Annotated in this window: 21 protein-coding genes, 1 tRNA gene and 1 pseudogene; 13 read left to right on the top strand and 10 right to left on the bottom strand. The window is 65.7% G+C overall.

Annotation, left to right across the window (positions count from 1 at the left end):
* The first annotated feature begins 46 nt into the window (after positions 1-46).
* A complete protein-coding gene (locus AC3WTE_RS07885; protein ID WP_492436779.1) occupies positions 47-1,126 on the top strand; it encodes a potassium channel family protein in 1,080 nt (359 codons plus the stop codon).
* A gap of 8 nt (positions 1,127-1,134) precedes the next feature.
* A complete protein-coding gene (nudC, locus tag AC3WTE_RS07880) occupies positions 1,135-2,055 on the top strand; it encodes an NAD(+) diphosphatase (protein WP_492436778.1) in 921 nt (306 codons plus the stop codon).
* Positions 2,056-2,103: 48 nt separating this feature from the next.
* Here nudC and mrx1 read toward each other — a convergent pair whose 3' ends face one another.
* Entirely contained in the window at positions 2,104-2,340 is a 237-nt protein-coding gene (gene mrx1 / locus AC3WTE_RS07875) for a mycoredoxin Mrx1 (protein WP_138231685.1), read from the bottom strand.
* A gap of 155 nt (positions 2,341-2,495) precedes the next feature.
* Here mrx1 and AC3WTE_RS07870 point away from each other — a divergent pair, with 155 nt between their 5' ends.
* The 3 genes from AC3WTE_RS07870 (at position 2,496) to AC3WTE_RS07860 (ending at position 5,445) form a co-directional block, all read left to right on the top strand.
* Positions 2,496-4,607, top strand: a complete 2,112-nt coding sequence (locus AC3WTE_RS07870) for an ATP-dependent DNA helicase UvrD2 (RefSeq protein WP_492436777.1) — start codon at positions 2,496-2,498, stop codon at positions 4,605-4,607.
* A 162-nt stretch (positions 4,608-4,769) separates the two neighbouring features.
* Positions 4,770-5,039 carry a hypothetical protein gene (locus AC3WTE_RS07865; RefSeq protein ID WP_492436776.1) on the top strand — a complete coding sequence of 90 codons (270 nt, stop codon included), beginning with the start codon at positions 4,770-4,772 and terminating at the stop codon, positions 5,037-5,039.
* Between the two features lie 142 nt (positions 5,040-5,181).
* Positions 5,182-5,445 carry a WhiB family transcriptional regulator gene (locus AC3WTE_RS07860; protein WP_492436775.1) on the top strand — a complete coding sequence of 88 codons (264 nt, stop codon included), beginning with the start codon at positions 5,182-5,184 and terminating at the stop codon, positions 5,443-5,445.
* 82 nt (positions 5,446-5,527) lie between these two features.
* On the opposite strand, the gene AC3WTE_RS07855 is transcribed toward AC3WTE_RS07860, so the two are convergent.
* The 3 genes from AC3WTE_RS07855 to AC3WTE_RS07845 are packed head-to-tail and all read right to left on the bottom strand — an operon-like array spanning position 5,528 to position 9,204.
* Positions 5,528-6,853: a macrolide-binding ATPase MABP-1 gene (locus AC3WTE_RS07855; protein ID WP_492436774.1), complete on the bottom strand. Its 1,326-nt coding sequence runs from the start codon at positions 6,851-6,853 to the stop codon at positions 5,528-5,530.
* Between the two features lie 42 nt (positions 6,854-6,895).
* Positions 6,896-7,753 carry a TOMM precursor leader peptide-binding protein gene (locus tag AC3WTE_RS07850; RefSeq protein WP_492436773.1) on the bottom strand — a complete coding sequence of 286 codons (858 nt, stop codon included), beginning with the start codon at positions 7,751-7,753 and terminating at the stop codon, positions 6,896-6,898.
* Between the two features lie 56 nt (positions 7,754-7,809).
* Positions 7,810-9,204 (bottom strand): zinc-dependent metalloprotease, encoded by a 1,395-nt coding sequence (locus AC3WTE_RS07845; RefSeq protein WP_492436772.1) that lies wholly within the window; start codon positions 9,202-9,204, stop codon positions 7,810-7,812.
* A gap of 89 nt (positions 9,205-9,293) precedes the next feature.
* Between AC3WTE_RS07845 and AC3WTE_RS07840 the strand changes: the two genes are divergently transcribed.
* From AC3WTE_RS07840 to AC3WTE_RS07830, 3 genes are all read left to right on the top strand, one after another.
* Positions 9,294-10,319, top strand: coding sequence for a YlbL family protein (locus tag AC3WTE_RS07840; protein ID WP_492436771.1), 1,026 nt, complete (start codon positions 9,294-9,296; stop codon positions 10,317-10,319).
* Between the two features lie 90 nt (positions 10,320-10,409).
* Positions 10,410-13,400, top strand: a complete 2,991-nt coding sequence (locus tag AC3WTE_RS07835) for a UPF0182 family protein (protein ID WP_492436770.1) — start codon at positions 10,410-10,412, stop codon at positions 13,398-13,400.
* Between the two features lie 141 nt (positions 13,401-13,541).
* A tRNA-Met gene (locus AC3WTE_RS07830) sits at positions 13,542-13,615 on the top strand.
* A gap of 466 nt (positions 13,616-14,081) precedes the next feature.
* On the opposite strand, the gene AC3WTE_RS07825 is transcribed toward AC3WTE_RS07830, so the two are convergent.
* Positions 14,082-14,519: a MarR family winged helix-turn-helix transcriptional regulator gene (locus AC3WTE_RS07825; protein ID WP_492436769.1), complete on the bottom strand. Its 438-nt coding sequence runs from the start codon at positions 14,517-14,519 to the stop codon at positions 14,082-14,084.
* Positions 14,520-15,172: 653 nt separating this feature from the next.
* Here AC3WTE_RS07825 and AC3WTE_RS07820 point away from each other — a divergent pair.
* Positions 15,173-16,054 (top strand): glycoside hydrolase family 5 protein, encoded by an 882-nt coding sequence (locus AC3WTE_RS07820; RefSeq protein WP_492436768.1) that lies wholly within the window; start codon positions 15,173-15,175, stop codon positions 16,052-16,054.
* Positions 16,055-16,797: 743 nt separating this feature from the next.
* Here the strand turns inward: AC3WTE_RS07820 and AC3WTE_RS07815 are convergent.
* From AC3WTE_RS07815 to AC3WTE_RS07800, 4 genes are all read right to left on the bottom strand, one after another.
* Positions 16,798-16,977: a helix-turn-helix domain-containing protein gene (locus AC3WTE_RS07815; RefSeq protein ID WP_492436767.1), complete on the bottom strand. Its 180-nt coding sequence runs from the start codon at positions 16,975-16,977 to the stop codon at positions 16,798-16,800.
* 289 nt (positions 16,978-17,266) lie between these two features.
* A complete protein-coding gene (locus AC3WTE_RS07810; RefSeq protein WP_492436845.1) occupies positions 17,267-17,449 on the bottom strand; it encodes a helix-turn-helix domain-containing protein in 183 nt (60 codons plus the stop codon).
* Between the two features lie 348 nt (positions 17,450-17,797).
* A complete protein-coding gene (locus AC3WTE_RS07805; protein WP_492436766.1) occupies positions 17,798-18,157 on the bottom strand; it encodes an Rv2640c family ArsR-like transcriptional regulator in 360 nt (119 codons plus the stop codon).
* Positions 18,158-18,239: 82 nt separating this feature from the next.
* Entirely contained in the window at positions 18,240-19,283 is a 1,044-nt protein-coding gene (locus AC3WTE_RS07800) for an ArsO family NAD(P)H-dependent flavin-containing monooxygenase (protein ID WP_492436765.1), read from the bottom strand.
* A 122-nt stretch (positions 19,284-19,405) separates the two neighbouring features.
* Between AC3WTE_RS07800 and AC3WTE_RS07795 the strand changes: the two genes are divergently transcribed.
* The 4 genes and pseudogenes from AC3WTE_RS07795 (at position 19,406) to AC3WTE_RS07780 (ending at position 22,163) form a co-directional block, all read left to right on the top strand.
* Positions 19,406-19,891, top strand: coding sequence for an ArsI/CadI family heavy metal resistance metalloenzyme (locus AC3WTE_RS07795; protein ID WP_492436764.1), 486 nt, complete (start codon positions 19,406-19,408; stop codon positions 19,889-19,891).
* Between the two features lie 114 nt (positions 19,892-20,005).
* Positions 20,006-20,383 (top strand): ArsR/SmtB family transcription factor, encoded by a 378-nt coding sequence (locus AC3WTE_RS07790; protein ID WP_492436763.1) that lies wholly within the window; start codon positions 20,006-20,008, stop codon positions 20,381-20,383.
* A pseudogene (gene arsB, locus AC3WTE_RS07785) lies at positions 20,380-21,456 on the top strand (ACR3 family arsenite efflux transporter); the annotation flags it as partial. The gene AC3WTE_RS07790 and the pseudogene arsB, both read left to right, overlap by 4 nt.
* Before the next feature lie 38 nt (positions 21,457-21,494).
* Entirely contained in the window at positions 21,495-22,163 is a 669-nt protein-coding gene (locus AC3WTE_RS07780; protein ID WP_492436762.1) for an arsenate reductase ArsC, read from the top strand.
* A 387-nt stretch (positions 22,164-22,550) separates the two neighbouring features.
* On the opposite strand, the gene AC3WTE_RS07775 is transcribed toward AC3WTE_RS07780, so the two are convergent.
* Entirely contained in the window at positions 22,551-23,150 is a 600-nt protein-coding gene (locus tag AC3WTE_RS07775; protein WP_492436761.1) for a TetR/AcrR family transcriptional regulator, read from the bottom strand.
* Between the last annotated feature and the right edge of the window lie 25 nt (positions 23,151-23,175).

The raw sequence follows: 23,175 nt of genomic DNA, 5'->3' as shown, positions 1-23,175 counted from the left end.
GTGCCGAGCCGTCCCGTGGTGAGCCTCTGCCAGATGTTGGCTCTTCATGGCTCGCGTTAGGTTGTCGCGGCGCATGGCCGCGATGGAACAGAACCTCACCAGCCGCCAGAACGCGGATCTGGTTGATGTGCTGCAGATTCCGGAGAAGTTCGTCAGCCCGGTGCGGCGGATCGTGCGCCGTGTCATCTATGCGTTGCTGGTGCTCGCCGCAGCTGTCCTCGTCGTGTACATCGACCGCGACGGCTACCGGGACGTCACGGAAAACCGGATGTCGCTGCTGGATTGCATCTACTACGCGACGGTGTCGCTGTCGACCACCGGCTATGGCGACATCACGCCGTACACCCCCAGTGCACGACTGGTGAACGTCCTGGTGATCACCCCGATGCGGATCGCGTTCCTGATCGTGCTCATCGGTACTACGGTCGAGACGCTGACCACGCAGTCTCGCCAAGCCTTGAAGATTCAGCGATGGAGGAGCACCGTGCGCAACCACACCATCGTCGTCGGATATGGAACCAAGGGCCGCACCGCGGTCCAGGCCATGCTCGGTGACGAGGTCGCACCCGGAGACATCGTCGTCGTCGACGAGAATCCGGCCGCACTGGACCGGGCCCGCGCCGCCGGACTGGTCACCGTGGTCGGTGACGCCACCAAGTCGGAAGTGCTGCGCCTGGCCGGGGCCCAGCACGCGAAGTCCATCGTGGTGGCGACCGACAAGGACGCCACCGCCGTGCTGGTCACGCTGACCGCCCGCGAGGTCGCACCCAAGGCCAAGATCGTCGCCTCCGCCCGTGAGGCCGAAAACCAGCATCTGCTGCGCCAGTCCGGTGCCGACTCGACGGTCGTGTCCTCGGAGACCGCGGGCCGGCTGCTGGGCATCGCAACCCAGACCCCGAGCGTCGTGGAAATGGTGGAGGACCTACTCACCCCGGACGCGGGCTTCGCGATCTCCGAACGCGAGGTCGAGGTCAAGGAACTCGGCGGCTCGCCGCGACACCTGTCGGACATCGTGCTGGGCGTGGTGCGGGACGGGCGGCTGCTCCGCGTGGACGCCCCCGAGGTGGATGCGCTCGCCGCCGGGGACCGCCTGCTCTACATCCGCAACGCCGAAGTCGAACGGTAACCGCACCCATGAGCGATTTCACCCTCCGCAATGTTCCGCTGCTGTCCCGCGTCGGCGCCGACCGGGCCGACATGCTGCGCACCGACGTCGATGCCGCGATCGCGGGCTGGAAGGACGCCCTGCTGCTGCGCGTCGACCGGCGCAACCAGGTGCTGATCTCCGGTGGCCGGGTGGTGCTCGGGCGCGCGGCGGAACTCGGGGACAAGCCCGACGAGCACGCGGTGTTCCTCGGCCGGATGCCCGACGGCCGCCACGTGTGGGGCATCCGCGCTGCTCTGGAAGATCCGGAAGGCAACGAGCCGGTCGAGATGCTCGACCTGCGCCGGGCCGGGACCATCTTCGACGACCTCAGCGCCCAGCTCGTCTCGACCGCGACAGCGCTGCTGAATTGGCATGACAGCGCCCGCTTCAGCGCCATCGACGGCGCACCCACCAAGTCGATCAAGGGTGGTTGGGCGCGGGCCAACAGCATCGGCGGCCACGAGGAATTCCCGCGTATCGACCCGGCGATCATCTGCCTGGTGCACGACGGGCACGACCGCGCCGTGCTGGCCCGCCAGACCAACTGGCCCGAGCGGCTGTTCTCACTGCTGGCCGGGTTCGTGGAGGCCGGCGAGTCGTTCGAGTCGTGCGTGGTCCGCGAGATCTCCGAAGAGATCGGCCTGACCGTCACCGACGTCAAGTACCTGGGCAGTCAGCCCTGGCCGTTCCCGCGCTCGCTGATGGTCGGCTTCCACGCCATCGGTGACCCGGAGCAGCCGTTCTCGTTCAACGACGGTGAGATTGCCGAGGCCGACTGGTTCACCCGGGCCGAGGTGCGCGAGGCACTCGAACACGGCGACTGGAACAGCACGGCGGACACCCGTCTGCTGCTGCCCGGCTCGATCTCGATCGCCCGGGAGATCATCGAGTCCTGGGCCGCCCTGTGATTTGTGCACGAAAGCGTCCGCTCAGCGGCCCGAATCGTGCACAAATCGCTAATTCAGCTTGGCTTTGACGTCCTTGATGCTGGGGTTGGTCAGCGTCGAGCCGTCGGCGAACTTCACAGTCGGGACGACGTGGTTGCCGTTGTTGACCGAACCGACGAATTCGGCGGCGGCCGGATCCTGCTCGATGTCGATCTCGGTGTAGGAGATGCCTTCGGCCTTCAGCGCGGTCTTGAGCCGCTTGCAGTAGCCGCACCAGGTCGTGCTGTACATGATCAGTGCACTCATAACGCACCTCAACGTATCCGATCGCCGCGTAATGCCGACTGGCGGTGCCGACTGTGTCACATGGTCAGCCCGCCACGGTGTCACATGGTCGGCCCGCCACGGTGTCACATGGTCGGCTCGCCGACGTGTCACACCGGCCTGCCATGATGGGGGCCATGCCAGCCGAGGCCCCGCCGTCCGCTCTCCTCGAGGACCTCGACGACGAACAGCGCGAGGCCGTCGTCGCGCCCCGCGGGCCCGTCTGTGTGCTGGCCGGTGCCGGCACCGGCAAGACCCGAACCATCACCCGCCGCATCGCGTATCTGGTGGCCGCCGGACACGTCTCGCCAGGCCAGGTGCTGGCCGTGACGTTCACGCAACGCGCCGCCGGCGAGATGCGCGGCCGGCTCCGCAGCCTGGAGCAGGAGATCGACGGTGCCGCCGGCACCGGGGCCGTGCAGGCCATGACGTTCCACGCCGCGGCGCTGCGGCAACTGCGGTACTTCTGGCCGCGCGTGGTCGGCGACACCGGCTGGGAGCTGCTCGACAGCAAGTTCGCGGTGGTGGCGCAGGCGGCGAACCGGGCCGGCATCCAGGCCAGCACCGACGACGTCCGAGACCTGGCCGGTGAGATCGAGTGGGCCAAGTCGTCGCTGATCAGCCCCGAGCAGTACCCGGAGCAGGTCGCCAAGATCGAGCGGGACATCCCGCTCGACGCTGCCAAGGTCGCCGCTGTCTACGCCGGGTACGAGGGCCTCAAGGCCCGCCGCGACGGGTCGGCGCTGCTGGACTTCGACGATCTGCTGCTGCACACCGCCGCCGCCATCGAGAACGACGCCGCCGTCGCCGGCGAGTTCCGCGACCGCTACCGCTGCTTCGTCGTCGACGAGTATCAGGACGTCACCCCGCTGCAGCAGCGAGTGCTCAACGCCTGGGTGGGGGAGCGCGACGACCTGACGGTGGTCGGTGACGCCAACCAGACCATCTACTCGTTCACCGGCGCCACCCCGCAGTACCTCCTGGACTTCTCCCGACGGTTCCCGGATGCCGCGGTGATCCGCCTCGAGCGCGACTACCGCAGCACGCCACAGGTGGTGTCGCTGGCCAATCAGGTGATCTCGGCCGCCTCCGGCCGGATGGCGGCCAGCCGGTTGCAGCTCGTCGGTCAGCGCGAGCCCGGGCCCAAACCGGTGTTCCGGGAGCACCCCGACGAGGTCGCCGAGGCCAATGCGGTTGCCGCGGCGATCAAGAAACTCATCCAATCCGGCACCGCCCCTTCGGAAATCGCGGTGCTGTACCGCATCAACGCGCAGTCTGAGGTGTACGAGGAAGCGCTCACCGCGGCCGGCGTGGCGTTCCAGGTGCGCGGTGGTGAAGGCTTCTTCAGCCGGCAGGAGATTCGGCAGGCGCTGTTGGCGCTGCAGCGCGCCGCAGGCCACCAGGGAGAGGTCGCCGGAGTCGAGCTGCCGCAGCTGGTGCGCGATCTACTGGAACCATTGGGCCTGACGGCGGAGCCGCCGTCGGGCACCAAGGCCCGGGAACGCTGGGATGCGTTGTTGGCCTTGGTCGAATTGGTCGAGCAAGAAGTCGCGGTTCGCGCCGACCTGGACCTGCAGGGACTGCTCGTCGAGCTACGGCAGCGCGCCGATTCCCGGCATCCACCGGTGGTGCAGGGCGTGACGCTGGCGTCGCTGCACGCGGCCAAGGGCCTCGAGTGGGATGCGGTGTTCCTGGTCGGGTTGGTCGACGGCACTCTACCCATTTCGCACGCGTTGTCGCATGGCGCGGACAGCGAGCCTGTCGAGGAGGAGCGGCGTCTCTTCTACGTCGGAATCACCAGGGCGCGAGTGCATTTGACCATCTCGTGGGCGCTGGCCCGGGCCGCCGGTGGTCGGCAGAGCCGTAAGCCCTCGCGGTTCCTGAACGGCCTCACGCCACAGAGCCGGCGGGAACCCCAACAGCCGCAACGTAAACGGGGTCCTGCGCCACGCTGCCGGGTCTGCAATTCGGCGTTGACCACGTCGACGGCCATCCTGTTGCGGCGCTGTGAATCCTGCCCGTCGAACCTCGACGAGGAGTTGCTCGGCCGGCTCAAGGAATGGCGCCTGCGTACCTCGCAGGAGATGAAGGTGCCGGCCTACGTGGTCTTCACCGACAACACCTTGATCGCCATCGCCGAGGCGCTGCCGGCCGACAACGCCGCGCTCGTGGCCATTCCCGGTATCGGGGCGCGCAAGCTGGAGCAGTACGGTCCCGATGTCCTGGCGTTGGTGAACGGGTCCAAATAGCGCGCTCAAATTGCGCCAAATATCGCGCAAATTGTGCCAAAACCGCTGGTCAAAAAATCGCTTGCTGGATTTTGGTGGTAACGTCTAGCCTCGAAGCCGCAACGAAATCCCGCGAATTCATGAAGTGTGAATCCGCGGTCGACCGCTGAGGAGGTGGCCCAGATGATCAATTTTGACGCGTCCCGAGGCGCTGTCCTCGCTGTCGCCGGCTCCCGTGCGCCGCTGTCCGCTGCCGCCTACGAGGCGGTATCGCGCGTCGGCGCTGGGTGGCATCAGAACGTTGACATTCCCGCTACTCCGGCTGTTCCCGCCGCTGCTGCCGCCGCCGCTATGTCGGCGGCACGTCTCGCGACGGCTGGACATGTCGCCGACGTTCCGCAGCGCAAGCGCACCGCCAAGACCTTCGCGTCCGTGAAGCGAGGCACTACTTAGGTAGAGCCCACGCAAGCCACCTGGCCACGGACCCGAAACCACCGGATCCGTGGCCAAAGCTTTTGGGGCACAACCTCAAAGCCACCTGGTCACTGGTCCATCAGACACCACGCAAGACGACCAGGAAGTAGGTGATGAGGACATGACTAGCCAGACTTGCCGACAAAGGCTGGCGGTGCCATGTCATGTCGGCGACCCCGATATGTGGTTCGCGGACAGCCCCACTCAGCTGGAACAGGCCAAGGCGCTGTGCGCCGGCTGCCCGATCCGGCTCCAATGCCTCAACGAGGCGCTGGAACGTGAAGAGCCGTGGGGTGTTTGGGGTGGGGAGATCCTCGAGCGGGGTTCCGTCATCGCACGCAAGCGTCCGCGCGGTCGTCCGCGCAAGGACGTCGTCGCGGCCTAGTAGCGCCAGCCATCGCCGACAGTGGGTGATATGACCGAGAACCCGGCGAAACACCGGTCATATCGCCCACTTTCAGCGCAAGCTACGGCGCGAAGCCCGGAACCAGTTCCGTGGCAATGGCTTTCACGGGCACGTGGGCGTCCAGCTGACAGCAGATCGCGACGGTTGACGCGATGACGCGCAGCGGGATGACCAGGTTCGGCGGCAGGTCCAGCTGCCGGGCCATCTTGATCTGGGCGACGCCGTTGTCCAGCTGTCCCGCGGCCATCTTCATGATCCAGCGGCGGGTGTAGTGGAAGACGTCGGTCTGAATCGGCTCGACGTACTGGCGCAGCATGTCGTCGACCTCGTCGATCGGCACCTGCTCGCCCTTCTGGATGAACCCGGCGTCCTCCATGAGCGGCAGTAGCTTGTCGTAGTTCTTGTCCCGCGCCAGGCTGATCATCTCGCCGATCGCGGTCGGCAATCCGCCGGGCAGGGGCGCCACCGCACCGAAGTCGATGACACCCATCCGGCCGTCGGGCAGCAGCATGAAGTTCCCGGGGTGGGTGTCGCCGTGCATGATCTCGAGGCGCCGGGGCGCGTCGAACGTCAGCTCCGACAGCCGGGTGCCCAGTAGGTCGCGCTGCTCGATGGTGCCCTCCCGGATGATCACCGACATCGGGATGCCGTCCATCCACTCGGCGATGACGACCTTCGGTGCGCTGGCCACGATCGGCGGCACCTTGAAATGCGGGTGGCCGTGGTAGGCCTTGGCGAACGCCCGCTGGTTGTCGGCCTCCAGCCGGTAGTCCAGCTCCATCTCGGTGCGGTCGATCAACTCGTCGACAACGCCCTGCACGTCGGCGCCGGGCGCCAATTGCTTGAAGACGCCGACCAGGCGCTGGATGGTCTTGAGGTCGGCGCGCAGCGCCTCGTCGGCGCCGGGGTACTGGATTTTGACGGCGACCTCGCGGCCATCGGACCAGACGGCCTTGTGCACCTGGCCGATGCTGGCCGAAGCCACCGGGGTGTCGTCGAATGACTGGAACCGGTCCCGCCACTTGGTGCCCAGCTGGGCGTCGAGCACGCGGTGCACCTTGGCCGCGGGCAACGGCGGGGCTTCCCGCTGCAGCTTGGTCAGGGCCTCGCGGTACGGCTTGCCGTACTGCTCGGGAATGGCGGCCTCCATCACCGACAGCGCCTGGCCGACCTTCATCGCGCCGCCCTTGAGTTCACCGAGCACGGTGAAGAGCTGCTGGGCCGCCTTGTCCATCAGTTCGGCGGTGACCTCGTCCTTGGATTTGCCCGCCAGTCGCTTGCCCAAGCCGAGCGCGGCCCGTCCCGCCATGCCGCCGGCCAGACCGGCGAGCTTCGCGTTGCGTGCCACGCTGCCCCGTTTGATATCCGCCACGTCAACATCATCCATGACATTGCTGAGTGCACGGCAGCGACATGGCAACGCGCGTTGTCACGCCGGCTGATCGCACCAGTCGCACAGCGGATGGCGGGACCATCGGCGCACCACGGTCGTCCGCGAGCCGATGTCGAATTCCAGGGTGGCGTCGAGCGTCGGCGGTGGTTTGGCACGGCAACCGCCGCCGCGGATGGCGTCGATCACCTGGTCCACCTGGTTGAGTGCCACGGCCGCGGTGGCGAGCACGGTAGCCCGGTCGGCGCTGCCGACGGTGCCCTCGAGTTGGGCGGCCAGCACCGGCCACGACGCGTCACGGTCGCTGCGGTGCAGGTCGGCGCAGTTCAGGCAACTGGTCGCACCCGGCAGCACGAGCGGGCCGATCAACCCCGTGCCGTCCCTGATTCGCACCGGCAGATGTGGCACGCCGGCGCGGTGCAGGTCACGTACCAGGCGCCTGTCGGCCACCAGGAAGTCGGACAGCACGACCAGGTCGGCGGCGTCGCGTGTGACGGCCACGTGGCCGAAACGGCTGGTGCGCACGCGGGTGCCGGAACAGGTCAACGCGCCGGCCAACAGGTCCGACAGTGGTCCGCTGCCGTGGATCCGCACGGACACCGGTCTACGGCCGGTTTCGGGCGCCTCGTGCAACAGGCCCGCTGTCATCAAGGCGCCCACCAGGCCGGTCCAGCCGTCGACGTCGGTCAGCCCGGCCTCGAGCGCGAGCAACCGACTGCTCTCGGCGTCGACTCCGCTCTGCATGCCGCGCAGCAGCTCCGCCAGGTCAGCGGCCGACAAGCCGGCCGGCGGCCGAATGCCGATGGCGCGCCGCGGGTCCCAGCCGAGCTGCACGGTCCCGTCGGGCCGCTGCAACACCGGCATGGCCGGGTTGAGGGTCTGCCGGACCGGGAGCATGGCCCCACTGTGCCAATGGCGCGCCGATTCGGCGAATCAGTTATCCACAGGCAGGTTCAGCCCTCTGCCTGATCGTCTCCCGAGTCCCGCTTCAGGTCCTTCTCCAAGTCGGCCAGCGCCTGATCCAGGTCCGTGGTGTCGCCGCCGAGCACGCGGTCGATGAAGGCCGCCGGCTCATCCAGATCCGCTGCGCCGGGCAGCAGGTCGGGGTGCTGCCAGACGGCATCGCGCTTGTCGGCGCCGACGGCCTCGGTCAGTTTCTCCCACAGCGTCGCGGCTTCGCGCATCTTGCGCGGCCGCAGCTCCAGGCCGACGAGGGTCGCGAAGGTCTGCTCGGCCGGTCCGCCGGTGGCGCGGCGACGACGCAGCGTCTCGCTGAGTGCCGACGTGCCGGGCAGCCGGTCGCCGAGCGCCGCGGTGACGACGGTCTGCACCCAGCCCTCGATGAGTGCCAGCAGCGTCTCCAGGCGTTCGAGCGCCGCGGCCTGTTCGGGAGTGGCCTTCGGCTCGAACATGCCCTGGCTCAGCAGCTTCTCCATGGCGCCTGGGTCGCCCATCAGCGCCGCCGGGTCCAGGCCGGACGCCATCTCCTCGAACCCGCTCATGTCGATCTTCATGCCCTTGGCGAAGGCCTCGACAGCACTCAGCAGCTGGGAGGCCAGCCACGGCACGTGGCTGAACAAGCGGTGGTGCGCTGCTTCCCGGGCCGCCAGGAACGTCAGCACCTCGCTGCGCGGTTGCTCCAGGCCTTCGCCGAAAGCCTCGACGGCCTCGGGCATGAGCGCGGCCACGCCCGACGGTCCCAGGGGCAGACCGATGTCGGTGGAGGTCAGCACCTCCTTGGACAGCGTGCCCAGAGCCTGGCCCAGCTGCGAGCCGAACGCCATGCCGCCCATCTGCGACATCATCGCCATCAGCGGACCGGCCATCGCCTTGGCCTCTTCGGGTAGCGCCGACACCCAGACGTTCGACAGCTGCTCGGCGACCGGGTCGCACAGTCGCTTCCAGGTGTTCAGCGTGTTGTCGAGCCAGTCGCTCGGGGTCCAGGCCACCGCGCGGGTGGTACCGGCCGGCAGGGGAGTGACGCCGTCGAGCCAGGTCTCGGCCAGCCGCACGGCGTCGGAGATGGCCGTCGCGGTCTGTTCGGGCACGGGCTTGACGAACCCGATCGAGTCGGACGCCAGCTTGCGGGCCAGGTCGTAGTTGACCGGACCCGACTGCGGGCCCGTCATCGACGCGCCGGCACCGCTGAACATCGCACCGAGCTGGGTGAAAATCTGGCCCAGGTCGGGCATACCGGCGCCGCCGGCGCCACCGAACGCGGCGCCGAACCCGAACGGGTCCGACGAACCGCCGGAAGAGCTCCCGGAAGAACCCGGACCAGGGTTCTTCTCGGACTTGTCGCGGTCGGGGTCGTCGCCGCTGGAGAAGCCGAAAGGCAGGTCAGCCATACCGTCAACCGTACTGCCAGCGCCGGCCGCGGGTGGCTTCGCGGGTCATGCTGTCAGCGAACCGAGCCGCGAGCTTTACTGTTGGCGGCGTGAACAGGCGGATTTCTACGCTCGTGGTCGCTCTGGTGCCCATCATCGTGTTCGTTGTGCTGGTGTCGGTGGTGACGGTGCCCTTCGTCTCGCTGGGACCCGGCCCGACGTTCGACACGCTGGGTGATGTCGACGGCAAAAAGGTCGTCGACATCAAGGGCGACGTCAAGGTGCACCCGACGTCGGGTCACCTCAACATGACGACGGTGTCGCAGAGCGACGGGCTGACGCTGGGGCAGGCGCTGGCGCTGTGGATGTCCGGCCGCGAGCAGCTGGTCCCGCGCGACCTGGTGTATCCGCCGGACAAGTCCAAGGATCAGGTGGACAAGGCCAACAACGCCGACTTCAAGAACTCCGAGGACGACGCCGAGTACGCGGCGCTGGGCTATCTGAAATACCCCAAGGCGGTCACGGTCCAGGCGGTCGCCGATCCGGGGCCGTCGGCCGGGCAGTTGCGTCCGGGCGACGCCATCGACATGGTCAACGGCGTTCCGGTGGCCAACGTCGAAGAGTTCACCTCGATGCTGAAGAAAACCAAGCCGGGCGATCACGTCGTGCTGGACTACCGGCGCAAAAACGCCGGGATCGGCGTCGCGACCATCACGCTGGGCGCCAACAAGGACCGCGACTACGGCTATCTCGGCACCACCGTCCTCAACGCCCCCTGGGCGCCGTTCGTCATCGATTTCAACCTGGCCAACATCGGTGGCCCGTCGGCCGGCCTGATGTTCAGCTTGGCCGTGGTCGACAAGCTCACCGACGGAAACCTCAACGGCGGCAAGTTCGTTGCGGGCACCGGCACCATCGCCGACGACGGCAAGGTGGGCCCGATCGGCGGCATCACCCACAAGATGCTGGCCGCGCGGGAGGCCGGCGCAACGGTGTTCATGGTGCCCGCGGAGAACTGCGCCGAAGCGGTGTCGGCCCACCTCGACGGACTGGGTTTGATCAAGGTCGAGAACCTCAGCGGTGCGGTCGACGCGCTGCACGCCGTGTCCGCTGGTGGCGAACCTCCCCGCTGTTGAGCGTGTGGTCACCTCTGGATGCGTAGAGTCGTAGAACAAGCTGGCCTTTTCGGATTTTTCAACGGACATTCAACAGACTGGAGCTGACGAGTGGGGATGCGGCCCGCGGCGAGGATGCCGAAGCTGACGCGACGAAGCCGGATCCTGGTCGGGATCGCGTTGCTGATCGTCGGTTTGTTGATGATCGGCCCGCGACTGGTCGACGCCTACGTGGACTGGCTCTGGTTCGGCGAGCTCGGCTTCCGCTCGGTGTTCAGCACCGTCCTGGTGACGCGGCTGGTGGTGTTCCTGGTGGCCGGTGTGTTCATCGGCGCCGTCGTGTTCGGCGGAATGGCACTGGCGTACCGGTCCCGGCCGGTGTTCGTACCGGCGTCCGGTCCCAACGACCCGGTCGCCCGGTACCGCGCCACGGTGCTGTCACGGCTGCGGCTCTTCGCCATCGGCGTCCCGGTGTTCATCGGGTTGCTGGCCGGATTCGTGGCACAGACCTACTGGGTGCGCGTGCAGCTGTTCCTGCATGGCGGTTCGTTCGGCATCAACGACCCCGAGTTCGGCAAGGACTTGGGTTTTTACGCGTTCGATCTGCCGTTCTACCGCCTGGTGCTCGGCTATCTGTTCGTCGGGGTCTTCCTGATGCTGGTCGGAAACCTGCTGGGCCACTACGTGTTCGGTGGTATTCGCTTGTCGGGCCGACAGGGTGCCCTCAGCCGTGCGGCGCGGATCCAGTTGGTGTCGCTGGTGGGAATCCTGGTGGTGCTCAAGGCTGTTGCTTACTGGTTCGACCGGTACGAGCTGCTCAGCCACACCCGTGGCGGCAAGCCGTTCACCGGCGCCGGCTACACCGACATCAATGCGGTGCTGCCCGCCAAAATGATCCTGCTGGTCATCGCACTGATCTGCGCGGTGGCGGTGTTCTCGGCGCTGGTGCTGCGCGACTTGCGGATTCCGGCGATCGGCCTGGTCCTGCTGCTGCTGAGCTCGGTGATCATCGGGGCGGGCTGGCCCATGCTGGTCGAGCAGTTCAGCGTCAAACCGAATGCGGCGCAGAAGGAACGCGACTACATCAGTCGCAGTATCACCGCGACGCGCGATGCCTACGGATTGACCGGCGACACGGTGACCTACCGCGACTACACCGGCAACGCGCCCGCCACCGCCGAACAGGTCGCAGCGGACAGGGCGACGACGTCGAATATCCGCTTGCTCGACCCGACCATCGTCGGACCGGCCTTCACTCAGTTCCAGCAGGGCAAGAACTTCTACAGCTTCCCGGATCAGCTCTCGATCGACCGCTACAACGGACCGGACGGCAAGCTGCGCGACTTCGTCGTGGCGGCACGGGAATTGAACCCGGACCGGTTGATCGACAACCAGCGCGACTGGATCAACAGACATTCGGTGTACACCCATGGCAACGGTTTCATCGCCTCGCCGGCCAACACGGTGCGCGGTATCGCCAACGACCCCAACCAGAACGGCGGTTACCCGGAGTTCCTGGCCAGTGTGGTCGGTGCCAACGGTGCGCCGGTGTCGCCCGGCCCGGCGCCGCTGGACCAACCCCGGATCTACTTCGGTCCGGTGATCGCCAGTGCGGCTTCGGATTACGCGATCGTCGGCAAAAACGGTGTCGACCGCGAGTACGACTACGAGACCAATACCGAGACCAAGAACTACACCTACGGTGGTACCGGCGGTGTCGACATCGGTAACTGGCTGACCCGATCCGTCTTCGCCGCGAAGTTCGCCGAGCGAAACTTCCTGTTCTCCAGCGTGATCGGGCCCAACAGCAAGATTCTGTTCAACCGCGATCCGGCCCGCCGAGTCGAGGCGGTGGCGCCATGGCTGACCACCGATTCAACGGTGTACCCGGCGATCGTCAACAAGCGCATGGTGTGGATCGTCGACGGTTACACCACGCTGGACAACTACCCGTACTCGGAGCTGACGTCACTGTCGAGTGCGACTGCCGACTCGAATGAGGTTGCGGTCAACCGGATGTTGCCGGACAAGCAGGTGTCCTACATTCGCAACTCGGTGAAGGCCACCGTCGACGCGTACGACGGCACCGTCACGCTCTATGAGCAGGACGAGCACGACCCGGTGCTGCAGGCGTGGATGAAGGTGTTCCCTGACACGGTGAAGCCGAAGTCGGCCATCTCCAAGGAACTTTCCGAGCACCTGCGCTATCCCGAGGACCTGTTCAAGGTTCAGCGCATGCTGCTGGCCAAGTACCACGTCAACGATCCGGTGACGTTCTTCTCGACGTCCGATTTCTGGGACGTGCCGCTGGACCCGAACCCGACGGCCAGCAGCTACCAGCCGCCCTACTACATCGTCGCGAAAGACCTTGCCACTGGCGGTGCATCGTCGTCGTTCCAGCTGACCACCGCGATGAACCGGTTCCGGCGTGACTTCCTGGCGGCGTACATCAGCGCCAGCTCTGATCCGGCGACGTACGGCAGGATCACCGTGTTGACCATTCCGGGGCAGGTGAACGGTCCAAAGCTGGCGTTCAACGCGATCAGTACGGACACCGCGGTCAGTCAGGACCTCGGTGTGATCGGCCGGGACAACCAGAACCGCATCCGCTGGGGCAACCTCTTGACGCTGCCGGTGGGGCAGGGCGGGTTGCTCTATGTCGCACCGGTTTACGCGTCGCCGGGGGCCAGTGATGCGGCCTCGTCGTACCCACGGCTGATCCGCGTGGCGATGATGTACAACGACAAGGTCGGCTATGGCCCGACGGTGCGGGACGCCCTCAACGGCATTTTCGGCCCCGGCGCGGGGGCTACCGCGACCGGTCCGGCCCCGACCGATGTGCCGGCCGGTACGCCGCCTCCGGCGGCCGTGCCGGGGGCCGTCGCGCCGCCCGCCATGGGACCGCAGCCACCGCCGCCGGCGGCGGTGCAGTCACCTGGCGTGCCGATCACGCTGTCGCCGGCGAAAGCCGCTGCGCTACAAGATCTCAACGCGGCCCTCGATGGTCTGCGCACGGCCCAGCAGAGCGGCAATTTCGCCCAGTACGGCGCGGCGTTGCAGAAGCTCGACGACGCCATGGCCAAGTACCGCGAGGCCAAGTAGGCACGACAGATCAAAACTGCCCAACTCCTTCGGGAGTTGGGCAGTTTTGTTCGAACGCCACGTGATCGACGGCGCCAAAAACCCTGTCTGACCATACGATTTGGTGCATTCGGCAGCGTTGGGTAACGTTGTATTCACCAACGCGGGGTGGAGCAGCTCGGTAGCTCGCTGGGCTCATAACCCAGAGGTCGCAGGTTCGAATCCTGTCCCCGCTACTAGTGAGGACGGCCCCCGGAGAATTCTCCGGGGGCCGTTCTTCATGTCTGGGATTCTTCCGTCGGGGCCTCGGTGCGCCGGTGGGTTGCTAGGCGCTGGTGGGATCGAGGGTGAAGTCGCACAGGACTTCTCCGGTGGCGGCGTCGATGTCTTGGATCGCCTGGTGCTCACCACACGGGGCGCCGCACTATGTGCGCTTCGACAACGATGCCGAATTCGTGGCGCATGCGGTTGGTGATTGGTCCCCGTCACTGTGCCGGATGCGCTGAATCGCATCGGCCTCGCGACGCTCACGACCTTGTGCGCGCCTGACCCTCATGAGGTAGCAGCGTTGTCGCTCTTGCTGTTTGGGACGGTGGGGGTGTCCTGGGTGGTTTGTAGGCCGTACCAGGACCGAATTCATCGTGCTTCGGCGCGAACCAAGCTGTCCGGGGCGGGCCGGTCAATCCCTCAAGGCTGATGGGGTTATGAAGGCTCGTCTTCGGCGGGGGAGTCGTCGTTCGTGGCCAGGTTCTGCAGGATTCGTTCGTTGAGAGCGGCGAGCAGGTCGAGCTCAGCTGGGGTGAGCAGATCGATGAAGTTCCGGCGGACGTCCGCCACGTGCCCGGGCGCCGCCTTCTCGATGGCCGCGCGGCCAGCTGGCAGCAGGCAGACCAGGGTGCTGCGGGCGTCGGCAGGGTTGGGCTCGCGGCCTATCAGCTCGTCCTTCTCCATGCGCCGTAATTGATGGGAGAGACGGCTCTTCTCCCAGCCGAGTGCGTTGCGTAGCTCATGGGAAGGCATTCGGTCCCTGTTGTGATCCGTGAGCAACGCCAGGACTTCGTAGTCAGCCCCGGACAGGCCGGATCTCTGCAGGAGTCGAAGCTCCGAGAGAATCGCGGTAGCGGTGGTGCCCGATTGCATGTAACAATACGGCGGTATTGGCAATACGACGATATTGGTCTGTCGGAGCTACGCGTCTGGCGGGGTCAGCTGCTCGGGACTATTGGCGACCTTCTCGGTCTCCGTTTTACCAAAGGGGCGGCAATGCTGCGTAGGGGTGGACCATACCGGGCATCCGGCCAGTGCCTGACACGCGGGAAGTTCGGTCGGCCTCGCTCCGGTCCCCAGCGTGAGGGCCAACCCTTGCTCGCTGCTGAGAGGGGCGAGCCCCTGGGGCGCATGAGTTTTGGCGAGAATTCTTATCAGCAGATGAGTTGCCGGCTTGTCGGCAACGGCGGCTTTGCATGGTGTGGATGAGGCGCTGCGTAGTGGCCGGCGCTGGGGTCTTCGCGGCCGCCTACGCCACCGGTGATGGCGCGCGCCCGCTCCGCGGTGGCGGCGAAATCGTTGAAGTGGCGTCCGAAACTCGGGCGATAGAGCGCGGCGTGGCTGCAGGCGCGCAAGTCGGTTGGTGGAGACCGCCGCGCAGGATGCAGTCCTTGTTGGCGACGCAGTGAGCCCGCCCCGGCGGAGCCTGCTGCGCTGGCAGTACCAGACGAGGCCCACAATCCTGTGGGGCTCGCTGTAACGATCGCCCAGACGGCGGGGCGATACACCGAAGAGGGGGAACTCAAATGACCATCGGTATCAACCAGAGCAATCTGTGTCAGTTGTCGGCGGCCAATCTGGCCACCACATTGGATGGCATTGCTGCAATGGGCTTTACTTCGGTGCGGTTCGCGGTCGACTGGAGCCTGCTGAGTAACCCGCAGGGCTCGACCAATTACGCTCCCGTGACAGCGGTGAACAACGCGTTGGTCGCGCGCGGCCTGACTCCCATGCCCTGTCTGGGTATCCACTACCCGTTCGTCCACAGTTCTACGGCGTTCGGAGGCTTCGTGGGCAACTGTGTGGATATCTTTGGCAGCATTCCGTATTACGAGGTGTGGAACGAGCCCAACCTTCTCGCGTTCAGCATTGGCACGCCGGCTACCTATGTCAAGTATCTCAAGGCTGCTGCGCCGAAGATCAGAGCTGTTGGTGCACAGGTCATTTCAGCGGGATTGGCTGCGTTTCCGACCTATTCGTCCATCGTGGGTAAGACCTACTCTCCGGTGGACTGGCTCAACGGCATGTACGCCGGCGGTGAGAGTGGCGATTACGACCTACTCGGTTATCACCCGTACAGCTTTACCAATAAGCAGGTGTGGGCGGATCCACGGACAAACCCATTCGGCATCGCGCAGATCAACGCTCTCAAGGCGGTGCAGGCGTCCAAGGGTGACACCCGCGGCATGGCCTTCACTGAAGTTGGCTACGACACACCGGCCAAAGTGAGCCTGGCCGACGCTTCCGATTGGCTGACATGGCAACTGGCCAATGAAGATCCGACCAACCCGCCCACGTGGTTCTTCTGTTTCCAGGACACCTCAGGCGATGGCGGCGGCTACGGGATTAAAAACAGCTCAGGGGTTTCCAAGGGCGTGTATTACGACACGGTTGCTGCCCTGGTGTAGAGCGCCGACCCTAGATGAGCGCCGCATGGTCGGGGGTCGCGCCGGACAGTGCGTACTGGAAACGCGCGGATGGTGAGGTGTATCTGCCCTCGGGCGTAACTAGATCGCGTCTCCTTCGAAGCGCTTCCAATTTTGCCAACCGGCACGTGCGTTCTTTCGGGTATCTCGGCACAGGTGCCAGTGGTCGTCCAGATTGGAAAGTTGCCGGATGAGTTCGAGCCAAACAGTAAGACCATGACCCTTGCCAATAGGTGGTCGAAAGGCGCCGAGTAGGACACCGACATGCCTCGCGCCTCACTTATCACGCCTACTGTATCCAGCAGGTTTGTCCGTGAGGCCTGGTCGAGCGATCGTCGAGCGTTGACGTGACTGCTGCCGAACGAGCGGTGGAATTCGCATGACTTCTTCGCGCCGTGCAAGAACCTGACCGACGCGGAACTGCGGGAGTATCTCCACGACATGACGGTCATGGGACCGATCGCTGCCACAGCGGGCCGGCCGGGCGTTCAATGAAGCGGGCGCTGGTCGTGCATGTTGCGGAGGCGCAAGCTCGGGCTGCTGTAGTGCAGCCGGTGGCTACGGAGAAGACGAAGCGAACGCCCAACGACCAAAGTGGTGACCGTGCAATCGCTGGTATATGCGCAGCCGAGCGTGGAGCGGATGACAAAAGCCTTGCTGGCGCTAGCCGAGGAGATGGCGGCTGAGGATGGGGGCAGCTCTCGGGTAGCTGAGCCGGAGCCAGATCAAGATTCGGTCGCAGCCTGAGCTACTTTGTAGTCACGGATGACCAGCCAGACGGTGCTCTTGCTGCATCCGACCGCGCTCGCGATCTGCCGGAACGTTTGGTCTTCCAGGTGGAGCGGGATGATCTCACTGTGGCGGGGGTGGAGTGGGGTTCGCGGGGGTGTCGATGCCAGCGGCACGCAGGTGCCAGGCGGATGGTGGTTTGGTCCGGCGGTGTCCGGCGGGCGATGGCTGAGACGTTGTGGCCGTTGTGCCAGGCGGTCAGGATTTCATCGATCTCGCTGGGCAGGAGTCGCTTGGCGGTTTGGGGAAGTGGGGATGTTCGGGGTGGCCGGTTGCCGTTTCTGGCCTGGTCGATGACCTTTCAAGCCGCTGAGCAGCGGTTTCATGATTGTTGCAGTACGAGTGCAGGATCTGCACCGTAAGAGAGCCTTACTCGAACCCGAATGAGAAGATCGGAATGGGCGGCTAATACCTCCGTCCCTGCGGCCGTACCGCCACACTGGCATGCTTCAAGATGCCCAGGACGGTGCTTCGTCCCAACCCAAGTTCTTCTGCGACTTGCCGGCTGGTCTGCCCAGCCTCGTAGGCTTCAACCACCTCGGCCCGCAGTCGGGCGGTCAGTCGCCGTCGCTGCCGTGGTGGTGACACCAGCCGCTGACTGGTCGCCACAGACGTCGTCTCCTGCCCCTCCTGTATCTGATTGCTAGGACTGAACCGGGCTAGGGCTACTAGCGGAAATGGCCCTCAGAGGAAAGGCGGGCCATTTCCAATTCGCGTGTGGACAAACTTGCGAATGTCAGCGAAGGTGCATGATCTGATCGGTGCTTGTCGTCGTAAGGGCGGAGAGCGTCGGATTTGGCGCCTCGGCGGGCCTGGTAGCGACCAACGGATATAGCCCCGGCGACGGTAACGTCCCGAGGGGCCAAGGCTTCTTCAGCACGCTGATCTAAGCGCGCGCACCGCGGCCGAATGCCCCAACGTGACCAGCCTTCTCCGCTAGGTGCAGCAGTTCGGGTCGAGTACCACGCATAGCGCTTGCAGCGCTTCGGGTTTCACGCGGTGAAAGACGTTCATGCCCCGTCGCTCGGAGATCACGAGCCCGGCTTTGCGGAGCTGACCGAGGTGGTGACTGACCGTGGACTCACTGAGATCGAGCACCGCGGCCAAGGCGCCGCTGGTCTCCTCGCTGGGGCGCGAGCTGAACAGCAGCGACATGATCTTCACTCGCATCGGATCGGCGATCGCCTTGAGCCGCATCGCAATCGCCAGGGCATCCTCGTCGCTCATCGGGCCTGCCGCCACCGGGGCGCAGCACACCGGGGCGGACATATCGATCACGGGCAGCGCTTTGGGCATCAACCCATCCTGCCACCGTCATTGATATATATCAAAAAGGTTGTGTCGCTGCGCCGATTGGATCGGGCGCTGTTGGTGTGGCTCAGTCCGCCAGGTCGAGGTCGGCGACGGCGGCTTTCGCGGTTCGGCCGACACCGATGATGGTGGCCGATCCGGGGCCGGTCCAGTCGCCGTAGCCCAGCAGGTGCAGTCGTGGTTCTTTGTGGGCCCGGGTGCCGTCGACGGCGATGGTGCCGTCGTGCTCGCGTAGCCGCAGGGGCCGCAGATGCGTGAGGGCGGGCCGAAATCCGGTGGCCCACACGATCACATCGGCATGTTGGAGCTGGTTTCCCCAGGCGATGCCGTCGCGGGTAAGGCGGTCGAACATCGGCAGCGCCCGCAGGACGCCACGATCACGAGCCGCGCGCACTTCGGGGACCATCACGATGTCACCGAGGGACGCCGGCCCACCAGGGTCTGGCCGTCCGGCGGCGATGGCGGCGGCGCGTTCGGATGCGACCCGAAACAGGACGCGCCCGTCGACATCGTCGTCGAGGAAGCGCGGTGGCCGGGTGGTCACCCACGTCGTGGTGGCCACGGTCGAGATCTCAGCGACGAGTTGGGCGGCGGAGTTGCCGCCGCCGACCACCACGACCCGTGCACCGGCGAAGTCACCGGCCTGGCGGTAGTCGACCGTGTGCAGTTGGCGGCCGGCGAATTCGCGCGCACCGGGGTAGGTCGGCCAAAAGGGATGATGCCAGGTGCCGGTCGCGCTGATCACCCGCTGGGTCCGCCAGCTGCGGTCCGCCGCGGACACCACGAGGTCCCGTCCGTCGCGGGTGACGCTCTTGGCGCGTACGGGCCGCTCGACCGGCAGCTGGAAGCGCTTCTCGTAGGCGGTGAGGTAGTCCACGACGTGCGAGGCGGGCGGGAAGCCGTCCGGCCATGGCGGCATCGGCCACCCCGGCAGTGCGGCGAACTCGGCCGGGGAAAACAGGCGAAGTGAGGGCCACATATGCGGCCAGGCCCCTCCCGGGCGCGGTTGGTCATCGAGGATGGCGTACCGGTACCCGGCGCGGCGCAGGTAGTAACCGGCGGCCAAGCCCGCTTGCCCGCCACCGATGACGACGACATCGAGTGTGTTCACCGCATGCCCCTTACCGACATGAGAACTGATCCTGCCATTAGATTGACATATATCAAAAAGGTGGCATGCTGACGGCAACACCTTAGTTCGATATATGTCTCACCGGTAGTGGAGGTTCGATCATGTCCCGTGTTCAGTTAGCGCTCAACGTCGACGATCTCGACGCAGCGATCACGTTCTACGCCAAGCTGTTTGGCGTCGAGCCGGCCAAGGTGAAGCCGGGGTATGCCAACTTCGCGGTGGCTGAGCCGCCGCTGAAGTTGGTCCTGCTGGAAAACCCGGGCAAGGGTGGCACCATCAACCATCTCGGGGTCGAGGTCGCGACCAGCGAGACGGTGCACGCCGAGATCGCCCGTCTTACCGGTGAGGGCTTGTTCACTGACGAGGAGATCGGCACCACTTGTTGTTTTGCCACCCAGGACAAGGTCTGGGTGACCGGCCCGGCGGGCGAGAAATGGGAGGTCTACACCGTGCTCGCGGATTCGGAAACCTTCGGCGACAGCCCCCAGCTCCTGGCTGGCAACGACGGTGACGGTGAGGTCTGCTGCGGCGGCACCGCCGCGGCCGCTGCGCATTCCCCGGCGGCGCAGGCAACGCCCTGCTGCTGACCCGAGGCTTCTCGCGACGTCGCTGGTCTGGTCCAGCGGCGTCGCCTTGCTCGCTCGCGGGTGTTCGGCGACTGTTCACTTGACGGCAGATTCGATAACCATCAATATCGATGTATGTCGAAATCGATGGATTCGGATGACCAGGTGTGTTGTCCGCCCGGGGCGCTACTCGGTGAACCCCTTTCGGCCGCTGCGGCCGCGGACATGGCGGTCAAGTTGAAGGCCTTGGCCGATCCGGTTCGCCTGCAACTGTTTTCGGCGATCGCCAGCCACGCCGGTGGCGAGGCCTGCGTCTGCGACATCTCCGCCGGTGTGGAGGTCTCCCAACCGACCGTCAGTCACCACCTCAGGGTGCTGCGCGACGCCGGGCTGCTCACGTCGCAGCGCCGGGCGTCGTGGGTGTATTACGCGGTGGTGCCCGACGCGCTGGCCAGCCTGGCGGTGCTCCTTGGCACTCCGCCCGCCATCGCAGCGGCGGGGGCGCCGGCATGACCGACACCACCACACCGTCCGCCCCTCCGGTCGTCGGCAAGCTCTCCACCCTCGACCGGTTCCTGCCGCTCTGGATCGGCGCGGCGATGGTTGCCGGCCTGCTGCTGGGCCGGTGGATACCCGGTTTGAATACGGCGCTGGAAAAGGTTCAGGTGGACGGCATTTCACTGCCCATCGCCCTGGGTCTGTTGATCATGATGTATCCGGTCCTGGCCAAGGTGCGTTACGACCGCCTCGACACCGTCACCGGCGACCGGAAGCTGATGATCTCGTCGCTGGTGCTGAACTGGGTGCTGGGTCCGGCGTTGATGTTCGCCCTGGCCTGGCTGCTGCTGCCCGATCTGCCCGAATACCGCACCGGGCTGATCATCGTCGGTCTGGCCCGCTGCATCGCTATGGTCATCATCTGGAACGACCTGGCCTGCGGGGACCGCGAAGCCGCCGCTGTGCTCGTCGCGCTGAACTCGATCTTCCAGGTCGTCATGTTCGCCGTGCTGGGCTGGTTCTACCTGTCGGTGCTGCCCGGCTGGCTGCACCTGCCCCAGACCACGATCACCACCTCACCGTGGCAGATTGCCAAATCGGTGCTCATCTTCCTGGGGATCCCTCTGGCCGCCGGCTACCTGTCACGACGATTGGGCGAAAAGGCCAAAGGCCGCCTCTGGTACGAGTCGACGTTCCTGCCGCGCATCGGGCCATGGGCACTCTACGGATTGCTCTTCACGATCGTGATTCTCTTTGCCCTTCAAGGCCACCAGATCACCACCCACCCTTGGGACGTGGCTCGCATCGCCCTGCCCCTGCTCGCGTACTTCGCGATCATGTGGGGTGGTGGCTACCTGCTGGGCAGAGTGCTCGACCTCGGCTACGAGCGCACCACCACCTTGGCGTTCACCGCGGCAGGAAACAACTTCGAGCTCGCCATCGCCGTCGCGATCGCCACCTACGGCGCCACCTCCGGACAAGCCCTGGCGGGCGTGGTCGGACCCCTGATCGAAGTGCCGGTGCTGGTGGCCCTGGTCTATGTCTCGCTGGCGCTGCGCAAACGCTTCACCCACCACACCTCCCAGCACCTGCCCACCGGCGCAGCACCGAGAACGGACGACGCCCGATGACCGAGATCCCCATCACCCCCCACCGGCGCGGCGACCTTTCCATCGACCAACAGCTGGCCCTGCGGACCGCGGTGACCCGGCTCGAAACCGAATTCGCCGATACCTTCGGAACCGAAACCATCGAACGGTTCCTGCACACCGCCTACGACCAATTCGCCAGCCGCGCGGCCATCCCCAACTTCCTGCCACTGCTGGCCGAACGGTTTGCCCGTCAACGACTACACGCGCTCGCCCGAGTCGAAGGCCACATCAGCGACGGCAAACCAACCGTGTTGTTCCTGTGCACCCACAACGCCGGCCGCTCCCAGATGGCGCTCGGATACTTCACTCACTACGCCGGCGACAACGCCGTCGCCTGGTCGGGTGGCTCCGAACCCGGAAATGAGATCAACCCCGCAGCCATCGCCGCCATGAACGAGGTCGGCATCGACATCACGGGCGAATACCCCAAACCCTGGACCGACGAAATCGTCCAAGCCGCCGACGTCGTCATCACCATGGGATGCGGGGACGCCTGCCCCATCTTCCCCGGAAAACGCTACGAGAATTGGGGTCTGCCAGACCCGGCCGGCCAAGGCCTCGAGGCCGTACGGCCGATCCGTGACGACATCGACGAACGCGTGCGGCGACTCTTGTCCGACCTCAGCGTGCCCGTCACCTACTAGCCCACCAGCGCGCCGCAACCACCGCCGATCCGAGGAGACCCGTCGTGCCCCAACACATTGTCGCCGTCGGCGGCAGTGACGCCGGAATCAGTGCCGCACTGCGCATCCGCGAACTCGGCCCCAGCGCCGACCCGTCACGACTTCCATTCGACGCCTGTTGAATACTGCCGACCTACCGCTCCTCCTGAGCGCGATATGGGCGAGTCCCCTCCAGTGAAGATGGCTTGATCCAAGCTGGCCGCATCGTGGACATGGTTGTCAGTTCGATCGAAGCGTGATACCTGGACGGCAAGGTTCGCGCGGGCCGAGTCGAAACGGAAAACGGAGCGCGACAACCAAATTCGGCAGCGGATCGCTGGTTGAGTACTTGGCGGGGCGGCTGGCATGTCATCCGTCGCTGGGGGAGGTGAGCGCCTTGATCGCTGCGGTCGACATTGTCTTGATGATGGAATCGTGGTCCAGGCCTTTGTTGAGGGTCGCCACGGAATTGAGCATCGAGAACACCGCATGGGTGAGTAGCCGAACCTCCGGCTCGGACAGGTCGGGCCGCAACGCTGCGACGAGAGAAATCCATTCCTCGGCATAGAGGTTCATCTCGCGCCGGATTCGCCGCCGGTCCTTCTCGGGTAGAGCGTGTTCGTTCTTCATGAAGACGAGAGTCGTCGGAGCCGAGGTCACCACGCTCCTGATATGGAAGTCGACCAGGATCTCCAGCGCGGCCCGCGGATCGGGCTCGGCCTCCGCGGTTTCCCGCGCGAACCGGTGCAGTGCTGCCAAAGGACTCTCGACCACGGCGATCAAGAGCGCCTGCTTGTTCGCGAAGTGGTTGTAGAGGCCCGGCCCGGAAATTCCGGCCGCTGTGCAGATCATGTCCACAGTCACTCCGTCGTAGGAGTTTCGCAGGAACAGGTCGGCGGCCACCTTGAGCAAAACGTCGCGGCGTGAGGTGCCGGCGGACGACTCGTCAGCCGCATCGTCAGTGGTCATGGCAAACAACGATAGCCACCGTCAT

This window comes from Mycobacterium sp. FW102-FHT13B02 (assembly GCF_058790275.1).
The sequence above is the reverse complement of the archived record's forward strand: the minus strand, read 5'-3'. Positions and strand labels throughout refer to the sequence as shown.